We start from the raw sequence: 21,577 nt of genomic DNA, 5'->3' as shown, positions 1-21,577 counted from the left end.
GAGCATTTCCTACATTTCTTGGAAGGACCCGTAATGCTTTCCTGGATACCGGCTGCCCTCAACCGCCCCGAGCTGTCCCATGCACTGGCTGCTCACGGAATCGTGCGGACGGGCCTGACGAATGGGTGGCTCGGGGACTACCTACGCGACCCCGGCGGCGCGCTGCTGGGTCACCTGCGGGACTGGGCGATCACCTGGGGGCCGTTTGTCGGCCCGGTGCTCGCGGTCGGCATCGCGGGCTTCGTGATCGGCCGGCGCCGGTGGGCGCGGCGCTGCCACGCGAGGCTTGTCGCCGACGCCCGCCAGGTCACCGTGCTCGCCCCGCCCACAGTCGATCCCGCGGGCGGCGCAGCCTTGTGGTCCAACCTCGTCGGGCTGCTGCGCCCGGCCTGGCGCCGGTGGTTCACCGGGCAGCCCCATGTGGCCTGCGAGTACACGTTCTCCGAGGCGGGGGTCGGCATCCGACTGTGGGTGCCTGGTGTGATCCCGCCCGGCCTGGTCGAGCGCGCCATCGAGGCCGCCTGGCCCGGCTCACACACGCGGGTCGGCACCGCCGATCCACCCCTGCCCACACCCGGCGACCAGCAGCGACGGCTGGTCGTCGGCGGCGAACTCCGTCTTGCCCGCTCGGAGGCGCTGCCGATCCGCACCGACTTCGACGCCGACCCGCTCCGCGCCCTGATCGGCGCCCCAGTCGGGCTCGGCCGCGACGAGTACGCCTGTGTGCAGATCCTCGCGCGCCCGGTCACCGGCCGCCGGGTCGCCCAAGCCCGGCGCTCCGCGCGGCGGGTGCACACCGGCGGCTCCACCCGTGTGGTCGGCCGCCTGCTCGACCTGGTCACTCCTGGCGTGAAATCCAGGTCCACGCGGAACAACGCGAAGTCCGGGGCGCTGCACAGCGATCCGCAGACCTCGCTCGAGTACGCGGCGCAGAACCGCGCCATCGTCGGCAAACAGCGCGGCTCGCAGTACGAGACGGTCATCCGCTACGCCGTCGCCACCCTCCTGCCCGCCGACGCCGCCGAGAGCGAGGTCCGCCAGGCACGGGACGTCGCCCGCGGCCGGGCACACGCGCTGGCCGCGAGCTTCGCCTCCTACACCGAGCACAACCACTACACCCGCCACCGCGTCCGCCACCCCGGCCCCGTCCTGGCCGACCGGCGCCTCGGCAAGGGCGACCTGCTGTCCGTGGCCGAACTGGCGGCGCTGGCGCACTTGCCGACCGACGAGGCGATCCCCGGCGTGCAGCGTGCCGGCGCCCGCGCCATCTCGCCGCCACCGGGCATCGCCACGCCCGGCCCCGAGGCCAAGCCGATCGGAGTCACCGACACCGGACACGAACGCCCCGTGGCGCTGCGGGTCCCGGACGCGCGGCACCACCTGCACGTCATCGGCGCGACCGGCTCCGGCAAGTCCACCTTGCTGGGCAACATGATCCTGGCCGACGCCGAAGCCGGACGCGGGATCGTGCTGATCGACCCCAAGGGCGACCTCGTCACCGACATACTGTCCCGCCTGCCTCGCTCGGTAGCGGACCGTGTCGTGATCTTCGACGCCGACTCGAAGTCCCGGCCACCGTGCCTGAACCCCTTGGACGGCGGCGAAACCGACCTGACCGTCGACAACCTCGTCTCGGTGTTCCGGCGGGTCTACTCCGCGTTCTGGGGTCCGCGTACCGACGACGTGATGCGCGCCGCCTGCCTGACCCTGCGCACCCAGGAAGGCGTCGCAACCCTCGCCGATCTGCCCAAGCTGCTGGCCGATCCCGCCTTCCGATCACGGGTCACCGCCGGGGTCACCGACCCGGTGCTGCGCGGGTTCTGGTCCTGGTACGAGGAACTCACCGACTCCTCCCGCAGTCAGGTGATCAGCCCGCTGATGAACAAGCTGCGGGCGTTCCTGCTGAGGCCGTTCGTACGCGACGCCATCGCGGGCGGACATTCCACAGTGGACATGGCGGAGGTGCTCGACGGCGGGATCTGCCTGGTGCGCATCCCCAAAGGCTCGCTCGGCGAGGAAACCACCCGGCTGGTCGGGTCGCTGGTGGTCGCACGGACCTGGCAGGCCACCACTGCCCGCGCCCGCACGCCGCAACGCCAGCGCCGGGACGCGTCGATGGTGATCGACGAGTGCCACAACTTCTTGAACTTGCCCTACCCGATCGAGGACATGCTGGCCGAGGCACGGGGCTTCCGCGTCGCGATGACCTTGGCGCATCAGCATCTTGGCCAGCTTCCCCGTGAGTTGCGGGAAGGCATGTCCACCAACGCCCGCAGCAAGATCTTCTTCAACGCCTCCCCGGAGGACTCCCGCGAACTGTCCCGCCACACCGCACCCCGACTGTCCGAGCACGACCTGGCGCACCTGGGCGTCTACCACGCCGCCGCACGGCTCGTGCTCAACGGTGAAGAGGCGCAGCCGTTCACCATGCGCACCCAGCAGCTTCCTCGCGCGATTCCCGGCCGCGCACGGGAGATCCGCGGCATCGCGCGCCGTGCCTTGCGCAGCCGAGTTCCTGGTGCCACCGCGCCCGCGTCCGGTTCACATGCACCGACCCGGCCTCCGCAGCGGCCCGCCGGGACCTCGGGGCAGACGCGGCCGACCAGCGGCGATCGCCGAGGCCAGTCCGGCGTCCGGGCACGCAGCGCCGACCCGCGCCGCCAGCAGTCCTGACCCGACTCGGCCGCACCCACAACAACGGGCGGAAGTCCTTTCCGCTCAACACTTCCGGAGGTTCGCGTCATGATCACCAATCCCACCAGGCAGCGCACTCTTCGGGGCCACAAGGCGACCCGGCCCACTCCGCGCGCGGCGAACAACGCTGATCACCAGGCGGTGCTGGCGTGGCGGCTGACCCCGCGCGATCGGTGGATCATCCGGATGCTGCACGAGCACCGCGTGCTCACCGCCCACCAGATCACCGCGTTGGCCTTCCCGTCGTTTCGGTCCGGCCGGATGCGGTTGCGGGAACTGTTTCAGTGGGGCGTGGTGGACCGGTTCCAGCCGTTCATCACCGTCGGCACCGCGCCGATGCACTACGTCCTCGCGCCCGCCGGGGCCGCGGTGCTGGCCGCCGAGGACGGCCTGGATGTCAAGGAACTCGGCTATCGCCACGACCGCGCCTTCGGCGTGGCCCACTCGCTGCGGCTCGCGCACACCGTCGGGGTCGCCGAGTGGTTCACCGCCCTGGTCGACCGCGCCCGCCACAGCGACGCCGACGAGCACAGCACGCTCGGAGCGTGGTGGTCGGAGGCCCGCTGCGCGCGGCACTTCGGGGACCTGATCAAGCCCGACGCCTACGGCCGGTGGGCCAGTGCCAGTGGGGAGATCGAGTTCTTCCTCGAGTACGACTTCGGCACCGAAGTGCTGGCCAAAGTCGCCGGGAAACTGGCCGGCTACGCCGCGCTCGCCGAGGCCACGGGGATCACCACTCCGCTGCTGGTGTGGTTGCCGACCTCGCGGCGCGAGGCCACCGCTCGCCGGCTGCTGGCGCGGGCCTGGCGCGAGCTCGACGACCCGCGCTCGGTCCCGGTCGCGACCGCCGCGGCCGAGCTGCTCAACCCCGAGGCCGCGCACCCGAGTCCCGCCGACGAGGTCTGGCTGCCCCTGGACACCGCCAGCGCCAACGCGGTGAGCGCCCGGCGCGAGTTGCACCGGCTGCTCGACGCCTGGCCTCACGTCACGCCGCCCAGCACCGACGCGGGCAATGAGTCCGTCCTCGGGCAGGACTCGACGTTGGCGCTGATGGCCCCGGCCCCCGTGCCGATGCCGCCGGCCGCCATCTCGCGCGGACCGAGCACAGGCAGGCGGTGAACCCCGGATGATTCTGAAAGTCGGCGCCATCGTGATTGGCGCGATCCTGTTCATCCCGATGTTGATCGGCGGTGGAGTGCAGGGCGCGATCTCAGCCATCTTCGGCAGCGGCGGTAGCCAGCCCAGCGCGACCGCACTGGCCGACATCCCCGCCGACTACCTCGCGCTGTACCGGGCGGCGGCCGGCGAGTGTCGAGGGCTGGACTGGTCGATCCTCGCCGCCATCGGCAAGATCGAGAGTAACCACGGCCGCTCCACCCTGCCTGGCGTGAGCAGCGGCGAAAACGCTTATGGGGCCGCAGGGCCCATGCAGTTTCTGTCCGGCAGCTTCGCCGGAGTGCTTGCCCGGCATCAGATCCCGCCCGGCGGTGCCAGTCCGCCTTCGCGGTACAACCCGCACGACGCCATCTACGCCGCCGCGTTCTACCTGTGCGACAACGGAGTCAGCCGAGGTGACCTGCACGCGGCGATCTTCGCCTACAACCACGCCGACTGGTACGTCAAACAGGTACTCGACCAAGCCAAGCAATACGCCGACGCCGCCGCGACGGTCGGCACGGGCGACTGCAACGCCATCCAAGCCACCAACGCGGTCGCGGTGGCCGCGATCAACTACGCCTGCGGGCAGAGAGGACTTCCGTATGTCTGGGGTGGCAACGGACCCGATGGCGGGCACGCGGGTTTCGACTGTTCGGGTTTGACCAAGGCGGCTTACGCCGCCGCCGGAGTGACCCTGCCACGCACCGCCCAGACCCAGTTCAACGCCGGTCCTCACGTTCCGGCCGGACAGCCGCTGTTGCCGGGTGACCTCGTTTTCTACGGCACACCCAACAACATCCACCACGTAGGTCTCTACATAGGTGGAGGTTCCATGGTGGACGCTCCGGACTTCGGCCAGGTTGTGAAGGTGCAACCCTACCGGTACAAGGGAGATGACTACGCAGGTGCTACACGTCCCGCTGGTTCTGTTGCGGCGTAACGGAGTCCACGTCGCCAACGCCAGAGCCGATCATAGCAGAGAACAGTCGGCCGTCGCTGCCGACGAGCAGGATGCGCTGGGTGAACAACGGAGGCGCGGTGGCGTCGAGTGCAACAATGTTGTGATAGCTGGCCAGTTCGAAGAGCGCGTAGGTCACCTCGCGGATGGTGGTGCGATCCGGGTCGGCCTCGACCGACAGACCCTCGACCCGGATCTCCAGCACCCGCTGCTGCGGCAGCACCGTGATCACAGTGCGCACATGTGCCGGGATACCGCCGTCGTCACGCAACTCGGCGATGTCGTCGGCCAGCCTGACGGCCGCAGCCTCCATGGTGTAGCCGAGTCCGACTCCGGCCCGCGCGCCCCACAGTACAAGACAATCCACTGTGGACTCAAACGGCTCCATGGGAGATTCCTTTGGTCTCATAGGCATGATCGGAAGGCGACTTCCTGCGATTGGGTTTCATCGTCGAAGGACGTTGACGCGCTCGCCGCCGAGCAGCGGCTTGTCTTCGGGACCGGCAAGGTGTGGGTCGATCCAGATCGGGCGGTGGTCGTTTCGACTGGGGTAGTACTGGTTGCGCCAGTGCCCGCGCACGATCCACCGGTGCCGGTACTCGCGCGTGCCCTTCCCGAAGTCGTCGTCGGGCCGGTCGGAGGGCTCGGTGCGGGCGCGCCGCAGGTCGATGTAGCGGACGGTGGGATCGAGAACCGGGTCGAGGCGTTCGATCCGACGTCGGGCGGCGCGCGGCGCGGTCATCTGTTCCGAGCGCACCAAGGTCTGGCCCATCAGCAGCCAGGTTGCGAGGATGGTGCGCTGCAGGGCGATCCTGGCTTCGGTGTCGTCAGAGGACTCGTCTTCGGATACCCCGCCCGGCCAGCCTTCCATCTCGGTGAACTCCATCGGTGTGAGCGCGCACCACTCGTACCCGTGTGGCGGGACGAACGATGGCGGCACCGGGGCACGTTCGAGATTCGGCAGGAACGTGGCGAGAACATGGTCGGCGACTTGGTCGGCGGTCTCCTCGCTTTCCGAAGGTTTGTTCTCTGGCGTCGGCTCGGGCAAGTCGCGTGTGGCGGCCATTCTCGCTCGCTTCAGCACTTCATCACGGGGTGCCTGTGCGAGTGTGCGTCCGATACGGACGATGCCTTGCTGCGAGGGAGAAGTGGTCGCCCAGGTGTGCACCCACAAGCCGCCGCGCCCCGGTCCCCACGAGACAATCGAAACCGCGTTGTGGCGTGCGGCGGCCGTCCCTTCCACAGGTGGGTGCTCGTAGACCATGACTCCGATTTGCGCGGGCAGGTCTTCGGGGTGCAGCCGGTAGTCGGTCAGTGTGTCGGCGGCATGACGGGCGAGGTCGGTCATGTCGGCGGAGACGTAAAACAACTCCGCCGCCGGAAGCTGGACCGCCAGCGTCCCGGCGATGGTGGCTCCTACATCGTCGACACGATCGAACACCCGCGACTCAGTGGCACCGTCAGGGCTCGGTCCCAGAAAGAAGCGGAACCAGTTGCCCGCCCCGTCGGTTCCGGGATCACGTGCCCAATCGGTCATGCGCGCGCGGATCTCGGGTACGTCTCGCGCTGTCGCGGCAATCATGAAGCCTTCCCCTTAACGGTGAACTTGATCGGCTTGTCGGGAATGCCAAGAAGGGGGCTTGTACGAACACGGCGAAGCCACGTCTCGACGGTTGTTCCGACTAGCCGGATCCGTTGCGCGGCAGCAAGTCACCCGCCACAACGGATCCGGCCCGTGGAATACATGTGTCAGACGGAGAACTGGCGGGCTACTTCCCTTGTCGGGCGCGGATCTCCGTTCGCAGATCGCCCAATGTGCGCCCATCGGAGGCCCGCTGAAACGCATTCCAGCCGTTCTGATGGTTGCCACCCAGCGCGGTAGTGGCACCAGTGGGATTGGCGAAAACCCGACCGTCGGCGAGGATGAGGGTGCCGTCGACCCGGATGCGGGCGGTGTGCCGGACACCGAGGTTGCGGCGGTTCCAGACCAGTTCCTCGCCCGCCGTGACCAGTCCGGCGTCCAGTAGCTCGGCGATGCCTCCGCGCGCCCACTTAATGAGCGGCGGCGAAGTCGACGGCGGTGGGGTCTCCGACCAGATCGCCGCCTCGGTGGCGTCGCCGTGCAGGCCCATCACGGCGGCTGCCGTCGGCGCGACAAGACTCGGCCAGCCGTCGTCGATCCCGCGCCACTGGCCGACGAGTTGCCAACGTCCCCGGTGCGCCAACAGCATCTCGACATCGGTGGCGTGGTCGCGGGGCAGCGGGTACGTCGGATCGGCCGGGTGAGTCAGGCGCACCACGAGGTCGCCGTCGTACAGGCTGTCGGCCGGGGGCTGTTCGGCCACCCAGGTGCCCGCGAACAACGCCACCTCGCCCGCGCGGTCGGGGTCGGCGTCGCCGACGATGTCGACCGCCGTCACGAGCATCGCCCACACGTCGTCGGGGCATCGCATCGGCGGCGGGTTGAACGCCGGGGCGAGGATCATCGTGTCCGGCGGCAATCCTTCCCACGCCCGCATAGCCGCCTCGTCGTGCGGCTGTGACGGCCCGGCGGTCGCGGTGGTGTCATCGGGTGGGGGTACCGGTCGCGGCGCGTCCACTGCCGTGTCGGGGGCCAGTTCGGGTGGTTCGTGAATGTCGTGGTCGGTCGTCATTGTCTATGCGCCCCTTCGGTTTCCGGGTGTGGTTGGCCGGGTGGCCGACGTGTATGGACGCTTCGTGATCGCGTGATTGTCAACGGGCATGTGTGCCTTGGGCGCGAAGTGGACCCGTGTGGCGCAACGATTCCCCAGTCCGCGCCACAATCCACACGAGACAGACGTCTTGTTTGCCGAACCCGCTTGACTTCATGGGCCGAAGGAAGCGTCCATAGTCGTGTAGCCCGAACACACCGGCAGCGCACCGGGGGCCACACCCGCTCCGGCCGGGGCATGACCACCCACCACCGATCACGAACGCGAATCGAGGGATGTCATGTCCAGCAAGACCCGCACCCGCAAAACCCGCACCACCGCCAGCACGACCGCACCCGCCCCGACGTTGCGGTCGGTTCCCGAGCAGACCGTCGCCGCGAAGGTCCGCACAGACACCGAAGACAAGCTGTGGGAGGCGTTGCACGCCGCCCCGAACAGCACCGCCGCCGACCTGTCCGTGGCAGCGAAGATCGGGAAGTCGACCGCACAGAAGATCCTCGTCAAGTGGGCGAACGACGGCAGCGTCACGCGCACCGCCGGAATCGCCGAGGGTGGTCGGCGCGCCGCCGACCTGTGGGCGATCACCGAAGTCGACACAGCCCAGACCGACCCGGCTCCGGTGGACACCGCTGCGGCGGCAGAGGATGCCGACACGAAGGACGCCACGGACACCGAACCGGAGGTCCCGGCCGTCGTTTCGGTCGTCCCGGACGCGTCCGCCACCGACGACGCCACCGACGACGCCACGGACGGCGCGGGTGACCCCGTCGAGCCGACGGACACCACACCGACCGAGACCGCAGCCGAGGACGCGCAGGACCCGGTCGAGACCGAAGCGGCCGACCTCGTGAAGGCGGAGCCTGTCGTCGCCGAGGTGAGCGAGCCCGCCGCCGACGGCGCGGCGACCGACGTCGACAAGCCGACGGAGGATGGTGCGGACGCGACGAGCGAGAAGAAGGCACGGTTGGCACCCGGTGGGTTGCGCGGGATGGTCGAGGACTACCTGCGCGACCACCCCGGCGAGGAGTTCGGTCCCACCGCGATCGCGAACGCGTTGGGCGGGAAGTCGTCGGGCGCGGTGAGCAACGCGCTGGACAAGCTGGTCGAGGGCGGCGTGGCGGCGAAGACGCAGGACAAGCCGAGGCGGTTCGCGCTTGCCCCGTCCGAGCAGGAGGCTGCCCCCGCACCGACGAAATAGCACCCCGGACGACATGGCGAATGTGGTTGTGTCCCAACGGAATCCCCGTTGGGACACAACCACATTTGCGTCCGGCCGCTATCCGGTCGGCAGATCTCCGGGATACGGGGACGGCGCGTGTGCCTGGTCGGCGAGATGCGCCCACCAGGAACCGGTGTCCTGGACTGACACGGCAACCCCGAGCGCGGTCAGCACCCGCAGCACGTAGACCTCGATGAACGAGATCTGGTTGCGCACAACCTCGTGCGTTGCCGCGAAGTCGCCTGCGTCGAGGGCGTCGCTGAATGCTTGGTCGGCGGCGCGGTTGTCGCGGTCGGCCTCGCACAACGCCGTCAGGACGGCATCGGTGGCGACGGTGTGCCCGGCTTCAGCGGCCCAGGTGACGGCGGCCTCGGCGATCGCGGTCATCGCCCTGGTGTCGGCGACAGCTGCCCGGCCCGCGCTGTCGGCGGGGGCGTTAAGCACCGTGATCCACCGGTGCCCGCCGGGGCTGTCGGCCAGCAGCAGCGCGGTGTCGCTGTCACCGACGACCGCGATCAGCACGGGCGCGGCCGTAGCCGCGACCAGTGCGGCGGGCCCAGCCGGGTACGTCCGGGAAGTCTCCGTGCACGGCGGCGAGTTGCCAGTGGTCGTCATGGCGGCCGACGAGCTCCGCCTCGTGCGGGGCCAGCAGGTCCATGTCGAGCAGCGAGTCCGGGGTGCGGGCGAGGATGAGCGAGCCGGTGAAACCCATGATCGAAACCTTGTCGTTCGGTGGTCAGCGCGGTGGCCACGGGTGCGGTTGGTGGGTGCGGTGGGCGGTGACGGCCTGCGCGGCGACGTCGGCGGCGGACTCCAGCAGCTCGCGGGCGTGGCCAGGGTTGTTGCCCTCGGCGTAGCGGTCGGCGTCGAGTACGAACCGCAGCGCGGTCACCACGCGCTCGTGGGCGAACGGCGCGGCGGCAGGAAGCGCATGTAGGCCACGAGCCGGGCCGGGCCGCAGCAAGCTGTGCAGGATCTCGCGGACCGCCGGGGCGGCGAGGTCGGCCAGAGGCCACCGCCGGCCCAGCACGTACTCCGCGGCGCCAGCCACGGCGAGGGCGACCTCGCCGCGGCGCGCGAGGTAGGCCGGCGGAACGGGTGGCAAGGTGGCTCTGATCGGGATCGGCAGGCCCCGGAAGCCGGTCCAGGTGAAAGTCGCGGTCTTCGGCGTGGTGTCACCGAAGACGGGTAGATCGGCGTCCGGACCGGACGCGGCCCCGGCACCGCCGTCGGGGCGGCGCGGATCGGGCCGGAACCACGGACCGCCGTGGGCGGACACCCTCACCTGCCCATCGGCGAAGGCGTGGGCGTACCAGCCTCTGCTGGTGGTGGCCAGCCACGGCCAGCCCGCCTGCCCAGCCGGGCCGGGTACGACGACGAAACCGACCTCGACGGCCCGCTGGCGCGTCAGCAGCGCGGCAACGGCCCCCTCGTATGCGCCCAGGTCAGCGGCGGAGAGAACCTCGGCCGTGGCGGCGTCGCCCGCCGCGCCGAGCCGAGCCAGATCGACCGGGCCGCCGACATCGGACAGTGAGCCCAGCCAGCGGGCATTCGGCCCGGTGCCGACGTAGAAGTCGGTGTGCTCACGGGTCATGCTTCGGATACCTCCTCCGGGCGGCTAAGTGGCCGAGGTCAGCCGGGCTTCACCCAGGTGCACCGTGCGGGATCCCAGGTCGCCTCGGTGTAGAGCCGGTTGAGGTCGGGCAGCCCAGGGCCGATCATCCAGCCGAGTTCCTCGCAGTCGAGCTGACCGGGCCACCACCCGGTCCAGACGTCTCGCCCGCAATCGTGGTCGAGGTCGCACATCAGCCGCTGCAGCCCGGTCACCAGGCAACGCGCGACGTCGCACCCGCCGTCGTACTCGTCGTATTCGTGTGGCTCGCCGACGACGACAGCGCAGTCCGGGCAGTCCGGCTGGAAGTCCAGGAGACGGAACTGTTTGCCCTGAGCACTTTCGTTGTTGTCGTTCATCGCGTTCCTCGTGTTCGTCCGAGAAGTTCGTTCCACGCAGAGGATTCCCAGCCCGCGCTCGACACTTTCACATCGCGATAGGCGGGACTTTCCTTTGCCAGTGCGTAGTCGATGACGAGCGAGGCTCCGCAGGTCAACACTTCGGCGAACCGCAAGTGCATCGCCGCGCAATCCATGACTCGCCGGTATTCGTCCGGGTCCGCCTTAGAGAGTTGCTGTGCTTTTGCAAACTCACCTTCGGCGGCGGCGTAGTGTTCGGCGGCGGACATGGACTGCACCGCGATGGGTGTTTCTGTTGAGACGGCCTCCGGCATCGTGAAACTCCCGCTGTGCTCGTAGGGATGGGATTGGTTACGTCGGTCTTACTGCGACACTCGCTGTTGGACACGCAGCCACGCGCGCCCGGTCGTGATCCACACTCGACCGTGGGCGAACGTGAACACCCAGTCCGTGTCGCGGCTGTCCGGCCACAACCACGGCCAGCCGTTGCGCTGGTGGCAGCCGTGGCCGTGGTCTTCGTCGGCCCAGACGTCGAGCAGGTCGGTCACGGCGTCGGCGTAGGTGAGCGGGTCGGTCGCGTCCAGCAGCAGCCGTCCACATGCGACGCCGCGCACCGTGGCGGGGTCGGCGTCACCTTGGAGTGAGCCGAGCCAGACGGCGTGCGGCCCGCGCCCGTCGTAGAAGTCGGCGGTGGTGGTCACCGGTCACACCTTCGGCGTGCGGGTCGCGTCGCGGAGCCGCTGTTCGACCTCGAAGCTGTCGCGGGCGGTGAGAATGGTGGTCAGCACGATGACGGCGGCACCTTCGGAGACCGGGTTCACCGGTTGGCCGTCGAGGGTGAGGGGAACGCCGAGGGCGGTCACGATGTGCCAGTCGGACTGGCGGACGCGGTCGGCGCAGTAGTAGCTGCCGACGAGGGCTCCGTCGCGGGTGACGGTGCCGTACAAGGTTTGTTGCGCGTCGGCGGGGTCGGCGACGATCGCGGTCACCTCGCAGTCGTTCTCCGTGAAGCGACGGATGACGGTCTCGGGAACTACGTAGGGTGTCATGGTTGATCTCCTGTGCTGTGGGGCGTTTCTATATCCGGCTCGGAAGGTCGAAGTGGCATTCGTCGTCGCAGTCCTGACCGCCTTTGCTTGCTACGAAAGGGCATTCGTCGCGGTGGGCTTTGGTGAAGGTGACGCTGCCGTCGGAGTTCTCGAAGATGTGCAGCGTTCCGCCGTTGTCGGTTGCCCACGTGATGTCGTTCGGGTCGATGCGGCATTCGGCGTTGTAGCCGCTGCTGGTGGCCAGCAACGCGCTCACCGCGCGGTAGAGGTGGGGTGACAACGTCACGGTGGGCGGCGGTGCGGTGAGAATCTCGGCGGCGCTGTGGAGGAGCCGCTCGGCGAGCGGGCCGAGTACGGCGGCGGCGTCGACGTCCACGCTCGGGGGTGGGGTGTCGTGCCACCAGTTGTTGAGGTCGTCGGCGGCGAGGGTGGACCAGTCCGTCTGGTCGGTGAGCACCTCGGCGACGGCACCGCTGTGGTTGAGGTAGACGCCGCGCTCGAGGCGGGCGCGGACGGTGCGCCCGGCGATCTCGACGACGCGGGTGTAGTGGTAGCGGGTCGAGGTGGCTCCGGCGTCCTGGTCGCGTTCGATGGTTGAGGCGGTCATGGCGGTCTCCGTCGTGTCGGTGGGTTTGTCTGGGGTTCAGCGGGTGGCGAGTGCGGTGCGCAGTTCGGACAGCGGGCGGTCGTCGCGGGCACGTCGCCAGAGGTGCCAGCCGTTGACGGTGTAGCCCGCGAGGCTGGTGGCCAGCGCGGTGACGGTGGAGACGGCGAACTCGTGCGGTCCGCCGTCGTGGAGAACTCCGCCTTCCCGGACGGTGGCGGTGTGCCCGTTCCACACCAGCTGCTCGCCCACCTCGACCAGTCCGGCCTCGATCAGCTCGGCGAGGGCATCCGGTGCGCGAGGCGCCGGCGAGGCCGCGGACTCGCCGGCGAGTCGAGCGGAGAGGACGCCTGGGGGCAAGGCGGCGGCGATCGGCCCGGCCAGCGTCGCCCACTGGGCGGCGTTGAAGGCGGCGTCGGCGAGGTGGCGCATCTGCCACAGCACCGACGGGGCGGCTTCGTGTGGCCAGCGCGCCCCGATCGACCGTGTCCAGGTGCGGATCGTGCGCCATTCGCTCTCATCGGCGGCGAGGACGACGACGTCGGCCTGTGCCGGGTCGTCGCCGTTGTGCGGAGGGCTGGCGTAGGGAAGCTGCAGGCGCACCACGACATCCCCGGTGTGAAGATGCGCAGGTGGTCGCGTAGGCAGCCACACCCCCGCCAACAGGTCGGCTGTGTCGGTGCGGGCGGGGTCCGGGGCGGTGGCGTCGGTGGTCCGTACCGCCACCACGACCAGCCCCCACGCCCCGGCGGGCGGACGCAGTGGGACGGCGGGAAGCGGTGCCGGAACGAGTAGCACCGTCTCGGGCGGGAAGGCGTGGTTGGTCGGTGCGGTGGTGCCGAGGTTGTTGCTGGCCATCACGAAGTCCTCCTGGCGTGCGGGCGGGTTGTGGGGCCTGTTGAACTGCTCACGGCGGGTAAGCCGAGCGCGCAGCCCGGTTGGTGGAGCGACTCGTCGCGGGCCTCGTCGGCGATCAGGCTGTCGCCGTCGGGGTCGAGGTACTCGCCGAGGTCGCCCAGCGTGGCCACGCGGGTGACGGGGACCTCGTTCTCGCAGCCGGGGCAGCGGTCGAGGAGCAGCCACCCGTCGCCGGGGCTGGTGAAGTCCGGGATGAACCGCCACGCGCGCCCGGTCACCGGGTCGGTGACGGTGATCAGGTCGCCGGGAACCGGTCCGGTGCGGGTGCGGTACTGGCGGTGTGGGTCGTCGGTGACGCGTACGCCGTCCACACCGACCTGCAGCGCGGCGGCGACGGTGCGGGCGACACGGGCGCGGCGTGCCCACCGGTTCCACTGGTCGGAGTCGTCGTGGCGGTGGTGGAATCCGTCGGGGTCGGCGGCGCGGTGGGCGTGTGCGGCGTGCACGGCACGCTCGGCCAGTGCGGCGGCGATTCCGGGCGCGGTGGTGGTCATCACGACCACCCCAGGGCGTTGGCGGCGAGTGCGGGCAGGTACCCGACCTGTCCGCCCGCGCCGAGCCACACCACGGGCGGGTCGGTGCGCGTGGGACCTTCGTACTCGGCGTCGTCCGGGGTGCACGCGACCCGCGCGAGAAGGTTCTCCAGCGGGTAGCCGGGCTGCGTGGCGAGGCGTACCGGGGTGGCCGGGTCGTACTGGTGAAGGGCGGCGATCAGTTCGCCTACGGTCGCGATGTCGGTGTCGGTCATCGAAAGTCATCTCCGGGTCAGGTTGGGCGGCGGATGCCGCGCCGATGGGTTGTGGACGGCGGGCGGGGGTCGGCTACAGCTCGACGAGGTCATCGGCGGGCGTGATGCCGCGAACGCCGAGCGTCTCGGCCAGCCTGTTCAGACCGGTGACCGCCGGTCCGGTGTAGTCGCCCCCACAGCCGACCTCCTCTCCCGCTTCCTCGTCGAGGCACTGGACGGCGGCGAGGAACACCTCCCGGAGTTGGTCCAAGGTGAGCTGCAGCATCCGGTCGGCGATCCAGTTGGCGGCGTTGGTGATCATGTGGGGCCTCCTCTGTGGACGGACAGCGGGTTATCTGTTCCGGGTGCGGGTGTCAGTGGGTGGCGCGCAGGGCGGCGGTGGCGGCGCGGCCAATGGCCTGCGCGGTGGTGGTGGGGTCGGTCATCACGTGCACGGTCGCCCCGGTCATCGGCTTGCGCCACATGACGTCCGGCGTGATCCACAACACCGCACAACCGGTGGCGCGCAACCGGTCGAGGAGCTGCTGCCCGTTCTGGCGGGGTACGGGGCGGAAGTCGCCGTCGGACACGATGACCAGCAGCCGCGCGGCACCGGGGCTCGACAGTCCGAGCGCGCCGTCGAGGGCGTCGATCGCCGTGTCGATGGCTTCCCAGTTGTCGCGGGTCGCGAATTCGGTCACGGCGGCGGGGGCCTTGCCGGGGCGGGTGATCGGGCGGACGTGGTGCCCGAAGATCACGGTGGCGGTGTCGGCGGGCACCGGACTCTGAGTGGCGGCGTTGGCCAGAATCCACGCGGTCGAGGCGACCGGTTTCGCGAAGCTGCCCATGGACCCGGACACGTCGCACGCGATGCCCAGCCGTAGCGGCGGGGTCGGGACCGGGGTGCGGGTGGTGCGGGTGAACGGTTCGGCGGTCGGCATCGCCCCGGCGGCGAGTTGTGCCTCGCGTGCCAGCGCTCCGCGCATCCGAAGGCGTCCGGGTGGGATTGCCGAGGTCGTTTTCGTTGCCACTCGGTCGCGGACTCCGGCGGTGGTCAGCGCGCGCCCGAGTACCCGCGCGGCGGTGCGTTCGCCCGTGGTCGGCGGACGGGTGCCAGTCGTCTCGGTGGTTCCATCACGGGGACCACCGACCATGGAGAACACGGTGCGGGCGGCGTCGTCGGCCTTCTTCGCGGCGGCGTCGGCGGCGGCCTTCTTGCGGGCGGCGATCTCTGCGGGGTCCTCGGGCAGCTTCGCCCGCGCTACCGCGCGCGTCACCTTGCGCAGTGCCTTGCCGATCGCGTCTGTCAGCGGGGACGGTGACGGGGTACCGGACGGGTCCGGTGTGGCGGACGGGTCGGCGAGGTGCGGCGGTGTGGCGTCGGGGTCCGGTCCGATGATCTCGCACCACTGGCGGCCGAGTTCGATCATGGCGGCGGTGTCGTCGTCGGCGGTGCGGAACGCTTTACGCCACACCGCGCGCAGCTTCGCGAGTGTCCGCGCCGAGAACGGTTTCGATGGCGCGCGCGACGGGGGCGGTTTCGGCGCGGGTGAGGATACCGCCGTCGGTGCGTCCCAGGAACAGGGCGGCGGTGTGGGCGGCGTCGCGCGGAGTCATTTTCGGGGCGAAGGCGGGGTCGTTGAGTTTCATGCCGCCCGTGACGATGGTTTTCACGCACGCGCGCAACCAGTGGCGGTCGTCGGGGCGGCGGTTGATCTGTGCCCGTTCGATCCGGGGCTCTTCCAGCAATAGGGCGGCCTCGACCGCGCCGGGGTCGGCGTCGGCGGGCACGGCGGCGAGCCATGCCGTGTGTTTGCTGTGCGCGCATTCGTGGGTCAGCGCGCCCCAGGTGGGGGCGTAGCGTTTCCGGTCGCTCATCCGGTGCGGTTTCGCGGTGGCGGGGTCGACCGGGTGCAGGTGCGTACCGTCGACTTCGATCATGGCGGTGGCGGGCAGGAAACACGCCGGGGCACCGTGTCCGGCACCGGGCGCGATGGTGACCAGGAGGTCGTCCCGTCCGGCGATCGCGGGGACTTCGGCGGTCAGCGCGGCGGAGAGCGCGTCCCATCCGGGGGCGGCGGGGAACACGGCCGAGGCGGTGGCGGCGGGGTCGGCGATCATGTGCGCGGTCATCGCGGTGTGTCCTTTCCGGACGGTTCGGGCGGGTGGCGGTTGGTCAGATGCGGGCACCGAGTGCCAGTGGGGCAACGGTTTTGCCGAAGGCGGTCTTGACTACGGTGGCCACGGTGTCGCGGTCCTCTTCCGGGGCGGTGCCGATCAGGTTCCCGGCGGCGGCGTCATCGCCCAACACGTCGGCGATCTTCTGGAATGCCAGTAGTTCGCGCAGTTGTGGTGCCCACCGGATCTCGCCGTTGGCCTGTCGGGTGGACAGGTTGCGCGCCACGGACACGGCGCGGGTGTCGATCTTGAGTTGGGTGGCGAGGTCGTAGTCGGTGGACACCTGGATCTGCACGGAAAACCGCGACGCCAACGCATCGGACAGCACCGCGCCGTGCACGCCGGGGTTGTGTCCGGCCACGACGTAGAAACCGGGGGCGGCGTCGATGACTTCGCCACTATTGGCCTTGATCATGATTTGGCGGCGTCCGTCCATCGCGGGGTAGACCACGGCGAGCACGGTCGGCGGTATGAGCGTGGCGTCGTCGATGAACAGGGTCCGACCTTCGCGCATCGCGCGGACCAGCGGACCGTGCACGAACACGAACTTGCCGTCCGGGGTCTGGGTGTACTCGCCCACGATGTCGGCGACCGTGGTGTCGCCGTCACCCTGAACCGTGACCAGGTCACCGAAAGCAGCCTCGACCACCGAGGTCTTCCCGGTTCCGGGTGGTCCGTACATCAGGGCGGCGACCCCGGCGTCACGCAACTTCCGTAGCGCGGTCACGTCCGGCAGTCCGGACAGCTTGCGCGGGTGGTAGAGCTGCCCGTTCGGGCGCGTCACCGGACCGGTCACGGCCGGAGTCGCCGGGGCGGCGGGCGTGGTCGTCGCGGGTGGCGGTGTCGTCGGGCGGGGTGCGCGGGGGCGGCGGGGTGCACCGGACGGGACCGCCACGGGCGCGGCGGCGGCGTCGGCGGTGGTCGGGGTCGACCGGTAGCGGACCGGTTTGGTCGAGGTTTGTTCGGCGTAACCCCCGGCGGTCAGCGCGGCGAGTGCGTTGCCGATCGCGCCCGACGACTTCCCGCCGAGTGTGGCGGCGATGTTGCGCGGGGTCAGTTCGGTGCCCGCCTGATCGGTCAGGACTTGCGCCACCTGTCGGCGAAGTTCGCCGTTGGGCAACCGCCCGCCCGCCGGGGCGGTGGTCGTCGTGCCGGATGCCGCCGGGGTGGCGGTTGTCGGCGTGGCTGGCGTGGTCATCGCGGGGTGGTCCTTTCGATCTAGTGCGGGCGGCGGGAACGGTCAGACCGTGGCGGCGGTGGCGTCGGCGTCGATGACGTCGGGCGCGTTCTGGTGGGCTTCGGCGGCGGCGTCGGCCGATTCCTGGGTGTGGCCGTATTCGACCCACCCGCAGTAACAAAACGCGGTCACCGTGTTGTCGGTTTCGGTGGTGGTGTCGGCGTAACACATAATCGGCCCCATTCGTCGGACATAGCTCGCGCCGGGTGTGGCACCCCCATCGCCTACGGGCACCTGCCGAACGAGCACCCCGGAGTCGGGCCGCGGTTCCCCGTCGCCGAGATCAGCCACGCCGAGGCGGCCGACACTGCCAGCCAGTTGGGCGGGCGGTTGCCGCGCTCGGCGGAGTGGGAGTGGATGGCCGCCGGACCGGACCGCCGACGCTGGCCATGGGGCTACACGCCGTGGCAACCCGCGTTCGCGAACCTCCGCGACTCCGGGCACGGCACAGTCACCCCGGTCGACACGCACCCCGACGGTGCCACGCCCGAAGGCGTGCTCGACGTTGCGGGCAACGTGTGGGAATGGACCGCCAGCACCGCGATGAGCGACGGAGTCGTCATCCGTGGCGGTTCGTACGCCGCGCCGCCGCTGTACGCCCAGTGCACCTTCCTCAACGCCGCCCCCGCTGAACTGCGCTCACGCGGAGTCGGCCTGCGGGTGGTGCGAGAACCATGACACTCCGGCCACCCACCACACGCATCCTCACACCCGACCAGGGTTTGATCATCCTCAACTGCTCGCGGGAGAAGCTCGTCACCAGCGCCCCCGTTGCGGCACTTGACCTCTACCAAGGCGCGTGCGTCCCACACGCGCGTGAACACTTCGCCGCAGACCCGGCACGCCGAGCCCGCATCCGCATCCTCTCGGCCGCACACGGCCTGCTGCGCCCCGAAAACCCGATCACCACCTACGACCACCGGCTCACGAACCGGACCGAAGCCGTCCGCCTGCACGAGCAGACGGTTGCCGAGCAACTGGACGCCGAACTCGCCGAGACACCGTCGATGCGGCACATGCTGATCCTGGTCGAGCCGCTATACCTGCTCGCCTTGCAGCGCCTGTTCGACCACCTCGACCAGTTCGATCAAATCGCGATCATCCCGGCCCCCTGGGGATGGCAGGACGGGTTGACCTACCTGCGCCGCTGGGGGTGGGCGTGACCTCATTGCACGAGGAGCTGTTGCGCCGCAACAACTTTCACACCAGCAGTACCCGCAGCTGGGAAGCCATCTCCGGGATCGGCTGGCACGAGCCCACGCCATCGGCCCTTTCACTCGCCGCCGTGCGGTCTCTCTCTGTCGTCGTCCCGGCCCGCAACGTCGCCTACTGCCTGCCGGCCGTGCTCGACGCCCTGGAAGGCCAGCACCACCAGTACCGGTTCGAGGTCATCGTCATCGACGACGCCAGCACCGACACCACGGCCGCCATCGCCGCCCAACACCCGATCGTCACCACGGTCCTGCGACTCCCGGAACAAATGGGCGGGGCCACCGCGCGCAACCTCGGCACCGCGCTCGCGCGCGGGCAGACAGTGCTCTACCTCGACGCGGACATGGTCCTGCCCCCACACGTGATCACCGACGTCACCGCCCGCGCCACCGACACCACGGTGCTCGTCGGGTTCCGCCACAACCTCCCCTACGACCTGCACCAGGGCGGGCGCGGTGTCCTAGCCGACCACCCACACCTCGCCGCGGATCACCGGGTCGTGTGGCGACCTCCGGTTGGCCGCCCATTGCTCTACACCGGCATCACGTTGACCGAGCGCCTCGACGGCCGTCCGCTCGACCACACCCACGACTTCGTCGACCTCGGCTACGGCCAGCGCTATGTCGACTGGGACCTGCCCCGCATGGTCGTCACCTGCCTCGTCGCCGTTCCACGCGCCGCCGTCCTCAACGTCGGAGGGTTCGATCCCGAGTTCGGCCGGATCGGCTGGGGCATGGAAGACACCTACCTCGGCGCGTGCCTGATCGCGAGCGGACTGCTGGTGATTCCGCTTCGGCAGGTCGTCGGGTTCCACCTCGACCCACCGGACGCGGAGCAGCAGTGGCAACGCAAGCTCGCCACCTGGCCCGACACCCTCGCCCGCTACTGGGACCTGATGCGGCGGCCCGCCCCGACCGGCCGCACCCACTCGTTCACCGCCGAGATGTCGGAGTTGCTGCGCACCTGCGAGGTACTGCGATGACCCCACCAGCCCTGGCCCCGGCCGCCAGCATCGAACGCCGCCACGACGGCACCGACCAGAAAGAAGACGCTGCCCGATGATCGACCCGATCTCCCTCGCGGTGGGCGCCGGCCTGTTCGCCGCAGGACTGCTGTCCGGCAAGCTGACCCGCCGCCGAACACCCGCAGACACCACTCCGAAGGCATTCTGCGGCTGCTCGCACGGACTGGAACAGCACGACCCCGACACCAAGGAATGCCACGGCCAGATCCTGCACAAGGACGCGCGCACCAAGGGCGGCACCTGGATCGGAAACCAGTGGGTGCCCTGCACATGCCGCCAGTACGTCGGCCCGAAGCCGTTCGAGGAGCTGTTCGCCCCACAGTTGCTGCCCCCGCAGGACACGCTATGACCAGGCGACGCACCGCCACGACGCGCACCTTCACGACGCGCCCACACGGCAGCGAGCGCGTCGTCCACGACCCGCTGACCGGGCTGACCCACCGCGCCGGTATCGAACTCGTCTCCGGCCGTGTCCGGCTGTCCGACGCCGACGTCGCATCCTGGCCCGAGGTCCACCCGGCGGCCGTGCACGCCAACGAGCCGATCAGCGTGTGCTGGTCGCCCCTGGTGCGCTGCAACCTCGCCTGCCCCCACTGCCTGGACGACAAGGCCGTATCCGAACTTGCCCGACCCGACCGCCACCGCATCGCACACCTGCTCGCCGAGTCCGCGATCCTGGGGGTGGACATCTCCGGCGGCGAACCACTGCTGCTGCGCGAACTGCCCGAGCTGATCGACATCCTCGTCGCCGGCGGCAGTGCGGTCAGCGTCACGACCAATGGCACACACCTGGCCCGCCGCGCCGAAGCCCTAGCGTCCCGCGTGGACGCCATACGGGTCAGCCTGGACGGCCCGGACGCCGAACGCCACGACCACTGGCGCGGCACCGGCAGCTTCGAACGCGCCATCGCCGGAATCCGCGCGGCGGTCGCCCACGGCATCCCCACCCAGAACTAGACCGTGCTCCTACGCTCCACCGCGCGAGCCAGCGTCCGGCCGATGACCGAGCTGGCCGCCGCGCTCGGCGCGCACGGGGTGACCTTCCTTCAAATGCTCCCCATCGGGGAAGGCGCCGCGCTGGCCGACGCCGAGCAGCTGACCGACGACGAAGCCACCGACCTCCTCGCCGAGCTGAGCACCACCGCGGCCGTGCCCGTACGCCTGCGCACCCGCGAGGCAGCCGGGGGCTTCACCGTGATCCGAGCCGACGGCCAGGTGTGGCGCAACCAACCGGGTTCGCACGCCATTTCCTCCCTCCGCCCACTGCTTGGCGTCAACGACCTCGCACTGACCGCGCGGGACGGCTCGGCGTGAACGGCTCCTCGAACCGTCTCGACACAGCACGGCTGCGGGCACGCACCGCACAACAGGAGGACTGGCGATGAACACGCCGACCAGCGAACAACTCGATCAGTTCGCGCGGGTGCTGGGAGACCTGCTGCGGACCGCGCGGAAAGAACGCGGCTGGACCCGCAAGCAGATGCGTGCGGAGATGGGTGCCGAAGAGGAGGACGAGGTGTCCCTGCAAACCCTCGCCACCTACGAGCTCGGCACACGCCGCCTCTCTGTCGAGCGGCTGGTCGAACTGTGCGCTGTGCTGGAACAGCGACCAGACGAGCTGTTGCTCCGCGCGACCACTCTCGCGTTCGGTGATCACGACGGTCGCCTCAAGGTCGACCTGTCGGCTCTCGCGCACACGACCGACCCCCGGCTGCAGCCCCTCCAGCGATGGGCGAGGGTTCGAGCCCGCCAATGCCCGGTCGGGCGCGCTCCCATCGAAGAACTCGACGCCCACGCACTGACCGCGCTGGCCGGAATCGCCGGGTCACCCATGTACGACCTCGTGCAAGCCCTGCGTGAACTCCGAGGCGCATAGGACCCGCGACCACCTCACTGACGCGACATCCCTTGCCCCTCAACGAATGGACCACGAAT

At 69.9% G+C, this 21,577-nt stretch carries 28 protein-coding genes and 1 pseudogene; 11 read left to right on the top strand and 18 right to left on the bottom strand.

Annotation, left to right across the window (positions count from 1 at the left end):
• Window positions 1–33 precede the first annotated feature (33 nt).
• The 3 genes from ACM6LU_RS22705 (at window position 34) to ACM6LU_RS22695 (ending at window position 4,792) form a co-directional block, all read left to right on the top strand.
• Window positions 34–2,673, top strand: coding sequence for a helicase HerA domain-containing protein (locus ACM6LU_RS22705; RefSeq protein ID WP_414939748.1), 2,640 nt, complete (start codon window positions 34–36; stop codon window positions 2,671–2,673).
• A gap of 69 nt (window positions 2,674–2,742) precedes the next feature.
• Window positions 2,743–3,813 carry a replication-relaxation family protein gene (locus tag ACM6LU_RS22700; protein ID WP_414939747.1) on the top strand — a complete coding sequence of 357 codons (1,071 nt, stop codon included), beginning with the start codon at window positions 2,743–2,745 and terminating at the stop codon, window positions 3,811–3,813.
• Between the two features lie 7 nt (window positions 3,814–3,820).
• Complete coding sequence (locus tag ACM6LU_RS22695; protein WP_414939746.1) at window positions 3,821–4,792, top strand: NlpC/P60 family protein; 972 nt, start codon at window positions 3,821–3,823, stop codon at window positions 4,790–4,792.
• On the opposite strand, the gene ACM6LU_RS22690 is transcribed toward ACM6LU_RS22695, so the two are convergent.
• The 3 genes from ACM6LU_RS22690 to ACM6LU_RS22680 form a co-directional block, all read right to left on the bottom strand.
• Entirely contained in the window at window positions 4,761–5,198 is a 438-nt protein-coding gene (locus ACM6LU_RS22690) for a hypothetical protein (protein ID WP_414939745.1), read from the bottom strand. The two genes, ACM6LU_RS22695 and ACM6LU_RS22690, sit on opposite strands and share 32 nt — an antisense overlap.
• 57 nt (window positions 5,199–5,255) lie before the next feature.
• Window positions 5,256–6,347, bottom strand: a complete 1,092-nt coding sequence (locus ACM6LU_RS22685) for a hypothetical protein (RefSeq protein ID WP_414939744.1) — start codon at window positions 6,345–6,347, stop codon at window positions 5,256–5,258.
• A gap of 232 nt (window positions 6,348–6,579) precedes the next feature.
• Window positions 6,580–7,464: a hypothetical protein gene (locus ACM6LU_RS22680; protein WP_414939743.1), complete on the bottom strand. Its 885-nt coding sequence runs from the start codon at window positions 7,462–7,464 to the stop codon at window positions 6,580–6,582.
• 319 nt (window positions 7,465–7,783) lie between these two features.
• On the opposite strand from ACM6LU_RS22680, the gene ACM6LU_RS22675 reads away from it, so the two are divergent.
• Window positions 7,784–8,701, top strand: a complete 918-nt coding sequence (locus tag ACM6LU_RS22675) for a MarR family transcriptional regulator (protein ID WP_414939742.1) — start codon at window positions 7,784–7,786, stop codon at window positions 8,699–8,701.
• 78 nt (window positions 8,702–8,779) lie between these two features.
• Here ACM6LU_RS22675 and ACM6LU_RS22670 read toward each other — a convergent pair whose 3' ends face one another.
• The 15 genes and pseudogenes from ACM6LU_RS22670 to ACM6LU_RS22600 form a co-directional block, all read right to left on the bottom strand.
• Complete coding sequence (locus ACM6LU_RS22670; protein ID WP_414939741.1) at window positions 8,780–9,244, bottom strand: hypothetical protein; 465 nt, start codon at window positions 9,242–9,244, stop codon at window positions 8,780–8,782.
• Window positions 9,222–9,434 (bottom strand): hypothetical protein, encoded by a 213-nt coding sequence (locus tag ACM6LU_RS22665; protein ID WP_414939740.1) that lies wholly within the window; start codon window positions 9,432–9,434, stop codon window positions 9,222–9,224. The genes ACM6LU_RS22670 and ACM6LU_RS22665 overlap by 23 nt, the downstream gene beginning before the upstream one ends.
• Window positions 9,435–9,458: 24 nt before the next feature.
• Window positions 9,459–10,316, bottom strand: coding sequence for a hypothetical protein (locus ACM6LU_RS22660; RefSeq protein WP_414939739.1), 858 nt, complete (start codon window positions 10,314–10,316; stop codon window positions 9,459–9,461).
• Window positions 10,317–10,354: 38 nt separating this feature from the next.
• Complete coding sequence (locus ACM6LU_RS22655) at window positions 10,355–10,693, bottom strand: hypothetical protein (protein ID WP_414939738.1); 339 nt, start codon at window positions 10,691–10,693, stop codon at window positions 10,355–10,357.
• Window positions 10,690–11,007: a hypothetical protein gene (locus ACM6LU_RS22650; RefSeq protein ID WP_414939737.1), complete on the bottom strand. Its 318-nt coding sequence runs from the start codon at window positions 11,005–11,007 to the stop codon at window positions 10,690–10,692. Before ACM6LU_RS22650 ends, ACM6LU_RS22655 begins: the two co-directional genes overlap by 4 nt.
• A 48-nt stretch (window positions 11,008–11,055) precedes the next feature.
• Window positions 11,056–11,394 carry a hypothetical protein gene (locus tag ACM6LU_RS22645; RefSeq protein ID WP_378375887.1) on the bottom strand — a complete coding sequence of 113 codons (339 nt, stop codon included), beginning with the start codon at window positions 11,392–11,394 and terminating at the stop codon, window positions 11,056–11,058.
• Between the two features lie 3 nt (window positions 11,395–11,397).
• Entirely contained in the window at window positions 11,398–11,742 is a 345-nt protein-coding gene (locus ACM6LU_RS22640) for a hypothetical protein (RefSeq protein WP_414939736.1), read from the bottom strand.
• Between the two features lie 28 nt (window positions 11,743–11,770).
• Window positions 11,771–12,349, bottom strand: coding sequence for a hypothetical protein (locus tag ACM6LU_RS22635; protein WP_414939735.1), 579 nt, complete (start codon window positions 12,347–12,349; stop codon window positions 11,771–11,773).
• Between the two features lie 36 nt (window positions 12,350–12,385).
• Window positions 12,386–13,204 (bottom strand): hypothetical protein, encoded by an 819-nt coding sequence (locus ACM6LU_RS22630; RefSeq protein WP_414939734.1) that lies wholly within the window; start codon window positions 13,202–13,204, stop codon window positions 12,386–12,388.
• Entirely contained in the window at window positions 13,204–13,758 is a 555-nt protein-coding gene (locus ACM6LU_RS22625; RefSeq protein ID WP_414939733.1) for a hypothetical protein, read from the bottom strand. Before ACM6LU_RS22625 ends, ACM6LU_RS22630 begins: the two co-directional genes overlap by 1 nt.
• Window positions 13,758–14,012 carry a hypothetical protein gene (locus ACM6LU_RS22620; protein WP_378375896.1) on the bottom strand — a complete coding sequence of 85 codons (255 nt, stop codon included), beginning with the start codon at window positions 14,010–14,012 and terminating at the stop codon, window positions 13,758–13,760. The genes ACM6LU_RS22625 and ACM6LU_RS22620 overlap by 1 nt, the downstream gene beginning before the upstream one ends.
• Before the next feature lie 73 nt (window positions 14,013–14,085).
• Window positions 14,086–14,313 (bottom strand): hypothetical protein, encoded by a 228-nt coding sequence (locus ACM6LU_RS22615; protein WP_414939731.1) that lies wholly within the window; start codon window positions 14,311–14,313, stop codon window positions 14,086–14,088.
• A gap of 52 nt (window positions 14,314–14,365) precedes the next feature.
• Window positions 14,366–16,124, bottom strand: a pseudogene (locus ACM6LU_RS22610) (hypothetical protein).
• Window positions 16,125–16,167: 43 nt separating this feature from the next.
• Window positions 16,168–17,367: an AAA family ATPase gene (locus ACM6LU_RS22605; RefSeq protein ID WP_414939730.1), complete on the bottom strand. Its 1,200-nt coding sequence runs from the start codon at window positions 17,365–17,367 to the stop codon at window positions 16,168–16,170.
• 42 nt (window positions 17,368–17,409) lie between these two features.
• Window positions 17,410–17,589, bottom strand: a complete 180-nt coding sequence (locus ACM6LU_RS22600) for a hypothetical protein (RefSeq protein WP_378375902.1) — start codon at window positions 17,587–17,589, stop codon at window positions 17,410–17,412.
• Between the two features lie 9 nt (window positions 17,590–17,598).
• Between ACM6LU_RS22600 and ACM6LU_RS22595 the strand changes: the two genes are divergently transcribed.
• The 7 genes from ACM6LU_RS22595 to ACM6LU_RS22565 all read left to right on the top strand — a co-directional run bounded on the left by ACM6LU_RS22595 (window position 17,599) and on the right by ACM6LU_RS22565 (window position 21,518).
• Window positions 17,599–18,084 carry a formylglycine-generating enzyme family protein gene (locus tag ACM6LU_RS22595; RefSeq protein WP_414939902.1) on the top strand — a complete coding sequence of 162 codons (486 nt, stop codon included), beginning with the start codon at window positions 17,599–17,601 and terminating at the stop codon, window positions 18,082–18,084.
• The gene (locus ACM6LU_RS22590) at window positions 18,081–18,569 is read left to right on the top strand and encodes a DUF6884 domain-containing protein (protein WP_414939728.1); all 489 of its coding nucleotides are present in this window, start codon (window positions 18,081–18,083) and stop codon (window positions 18,567–18,569) included. Before ACM6LU_RS22595 ends, ACM6LU_RS22590 begins: the two co-directional genes overlap by 4 nt.
• On the top strand, window positions 18,566–19,600 hold the full coding sequence (locus tag ACM6LU_RS22585; RefSeq protein ID WP_414939727.1) for a glycosyltransferase: 1,035 nt from the start codon (window positions 18,566–18,568) through the stop codon (window positions 19,598–19,600). Before ACM6LU_RS22590 ends, ACM6LU_RS22585 begins: the two co-directional genes overlap by 4 nt.
• Before the next feature lie 76 nt (window positions 19,601–19,676).
• Window positions 19,677–19,991 (top strand): hypothetical protein, encoded by a 315-nt coding sequence (locus ACM6LU_RS22580; RefSeq protein ID WP_414939726.1) that lies wholly within the window; start codon window positions 19,677–19,679, stop codon window positions 19,989–19,991.
• On the top strand, window positions 19,988–20,599 hold the full coding sequence (locus tag ACM6LU_RS22575; protein WP_414939725.1) for a radical SAM protein: 612 nt from the start codon (window positions 19,988–19,990) through the stop codon (window positions 20,597–20,599). Before ACM6LU_RS22580 ends, ACM6LU_RS22575 begins: the two co-directional genes overlap by 4 nt.
• 42 nt (window positions 20,600–20,641) lie before the next feature.
• Window positions 20,642–20,956 (top strand): hypothetical protein, encoded by a 315-nt coding sequence (locus tag ACM6LU_RS22570; RefSeq protein WP_414939724.1) that lies wholly within the window; start codon window positions 20,642–20,644, stop codon window positions 20,954–20,956.
• A gap of 67 nt (window positions 20,957–21,023) precedes the next feature.
• The gene (locus ACM6LU_RS22565; RefSeq protein ID WP_414939723.1) at window positions 21,024–21,518 is read left to right on the top strand and encodes a helix-turn-helix domain-containing protein; all 495 of its coding nucleotides are present in this window, start codon (window positions 21,024–21,026) and stop codon (window positions 21,516–21,518) included.
• Window positions 21,519–21,577: the final 59 nt, after the last annotated feature.

Origin of the sequence: Amycolatopsis sp. cmx-11-51 (assembly GCF_047608665.1) — a bacterium.
In the GTDB taxonomy this organism is placed as follows: domain Bacteria; phylum Actinomycetota; class Actinomycetes; order Mycobacteriales; family Pseudonocardiaceae; genus Amycolatopsis.
Note: the sequence above shows the minus strand (reverse complement) of the source record. Positions and strands in the feature narration are given on the sequence as shown.

What these genes read in the sequence shown, in the direction of transcription:
- ACM6LU_RS22705 (WP_414939748.1), top strand. Translation starts at nt 34, where the DNA reads ATGCTTTCCTGGATACCGGCTGCCCTCAACCGCCCCGAGCTGTCCCAT.
- ACM6LU_RS22700 (WP_414939747.1), top strand. Translation starts at nt 2,743, where the DNA reads ATGATCACCAATCCCACCAGGCAGCGCACTCTTCGGGGCCACAAGGCG.
- ACM6LU_RS22695 (WP_414939746.1), top strand. Translation starts at nt 3,821, where the DNA reads ATGATTCTGAAAGTCGGCGCCATCGTGATTGGCGCGATCCTGTTCATC.
- ACM6LU_RS22690 (WP_414939745.1), bottom strand. Translation starts at nt 5,198, where the DNA reads ATGGAGCCGTTTGAGTCCACAGTGGATTGTCTTGTACTGTGGGGCGCG.
- ACM6LU_RS22685 (WP_414939744.1), bottom strand. Translation starts at nt 6,347, where the DNA reads ATGACCGATTGGGCACGTGATCCCGGAACCGACGGGGCGGGCAACTGG.
- ACM6LU_RS22680 (WP_414939743.1), bottom strand. Translation starts at nt 7,464, where the DNA reads ATGACGACCGACCACGACATTCACGAACCACCCGAACTGGCCCCCGAC.
- ACM6LU_RS22675 (WP_414939742.1), top strand. Translation starts at nt 7,784, where the DNA reads ATGTCCAGCAAGACCCGCACCCGCAAAACCCGCACCACCGCCAGCACG.
- ACM6LU_RS22665 (WP_414939740.1), bottom strand. Translation starts at nt 9,434, where the DNA reads ATGGGTTTCACCGGCTCGCTCATCCTCGCCCGCACCCCGGACTCGCTG.
- ACM6LU_RS22660 (WP_414939739.1), bottom strand. Translation starts at nt 10,316, where the DNA reads ATGACCCGTGAGCACACCGACTTCTACGTCGGCACCGGGCCGAATGCC.
- ACM6LU_RS22655 (WP_414939738.1), bottom strand. Translation starts at nt 10,693, where the DNA reads ATGAACGACAACAACGAAAGTGCTCAGGGCAAACAGTTCCGTCTCCTG.
- ACM6LU_RS22650 (WP_414939737.1), bottom strand. Translation starts at nt 11,007, where the DNA reads ATGCCGGAGGCCGTCTCAACAGAAACACCCATCGCGGTGCAGTCCATG.
- ACM6LU_RS22640 (WP_414939736.1), bottom strand. Translation starts at nt 11,742, where the DNA reads ATGACACCCTACGTAGTTCCCGAGACCGTCATCCGTCGCTTCACGGAG.
- ACM6LU_RS22635 (WP_414939735.1), bottom strand. Translation starts at nt 12,349, where the DNA reads ATGACCGCCTCAACCATCGAACGCGACCAGGACGCCGGAGCCACCTCG.
- ACM6LU_RS22630 (WP_414939734.1), bottom strand. Translation starts at nt 13,204, where the DNA reads ATGGCCAGCAACAACCTCGGCACCACCGCACCGACCAACCACGCCTTC.
- ACM6LU_RS22625 (WP_414939733.1), bottom strand. Translation starts at nt 13,758, where the DNA reads ATGACCACCACCGCGCCCGGAATCGCCGCCGCACTGGCCGAGCGTGCC.
- ACM6LU_RS22620 (WP_378375896.1), bottom strand. Translation starts at nt 14,012, where the DNA reads ATGACCGACACCGACATCGCGACCGTAGGCGAACTGATCGCCGCCCTT.
- ACM6LU_RS22615 (WP_414939731.1), bottom strand. Translation starts at nt 14,313, where the DNA reads ATGATCACCAACGCCGCCAACTGGATCGCCGACCGGATGCTGCAGCTC.
- ACM6LU_RS22605 (WP_414939730.1), bottom strand. Translation starts at nt 17,367, where the DNA reads ATGACCACGCCAGCCACGCCGACAACCGCCACCCCGGCGGCATCCGGC.
- ACM6LU_RS22600 (WP_378375902.1), bottom strand. Translation starts at nt 17,589, where the DNA reads ATGGGGCCGATTATGTGTTACGCCGACACCACCACCGAAACCGACAAC.
- ACM6LU_RS22590 (WP_414939728.1), top strand. Translation starts at nt 18,081, where the DNA reads ATGACACTCCGGCCACCCACCACACGCATCCTCACACCCGACCAGGGT.
- ACM6LU_RS22580 (WP_414939726.1), top strand. Translation starts at nt 19,677, where the DNA reads ATGATCGACCCGATCTCCCTCGCGGTGGGCGCCGGCCTGTTCGCCGCA.
- ACM6LU_RS22575 (WP_414939725.1), top strand. Translation starts at nt 19,988, where the DNA reads ATGACCAGGCGACGCACCGCCACGACGCGCACCTTCACGACGCGCCCA.
- ACM6LU_RS22570 (WP_414939724.1), top strand. Translation starts at nt 20,642, where the DNA reads ATGACCGAGCTGGCCGCCGCGCTCGGCGCGCACGGGGTGACCTTCCTT.
- ACM6LU_RS22565 (WP_414939723.1), top strand. Translation starts at nt 21,024, where the DNA reads ATGAACACGCCGACCAGCGAACAACTCGATCAGTTCGCGCGGGTGCTG.